The 574-nt window shown below is 29.3% G+C and carries 1 protein-coding gene; it reads left to right on the forward strand.

The window, feature by feature from the left end; all coding sequences use genetic code 11:
- Positions 1-44 precede the first annotated feature (44 nt).
- On the forward strand, positions 45-574 hold a 530-nt coding region (locus tag ACVC2P_RS12025), incomplete at its 3' end, for a hypothetical protein (protein ID WP_452598714.1).

The following is a 574-nucleotide window of genomic DNA, read 5'->3' on the forward strand; positions in this document are numbered from 1 at the left end:
GAATAGAAGTATGTACTGGAGTACTATTTTAAGAAATAAATAAAATGCTTAAACTATACACAGATTCTAAATTTTTAAACGAAACACACCGTAAAAGTGTGTTTCCGTTGTTGTTCGACTTGCACTTTTTAAAAGACGAAGTATTACTAGAACACTATAAATTAGTAGATTCTGTTTTAGAATGCGATATTGTTATATTTCCTATAGATTATGCTAAATTCCTAAAAGAAAGAGTCGCCTTTTTAGCATTACAAAAAGAAGCTCAAACACATAATAAACCAATTTGGATTTACTCAGGAGGCGATTATGGCTTTACTAATTATATTAAAAATAGTTATACGTTTAGACTTGGAGGCTTTAAAAGTAAATTAGACGAAAAAACGTTTATAATACCATCATTTATTAACGACCCATATACCACACAATTACCTCAAGGATTTAATGTATTACAAAAGGAGGAAAAACCAACAATTGGTTTTGTAGGACATGCGCAATCCGGATTAACAAAATACTTTAAAGAGTTTATTAACCATGTAAAATACCAAGCTAAACGAAAATTAAATAAACGCATTGC

This window comes from Pontimicrobium sp. MEBiC01747 (assembly GCF_053601635.1).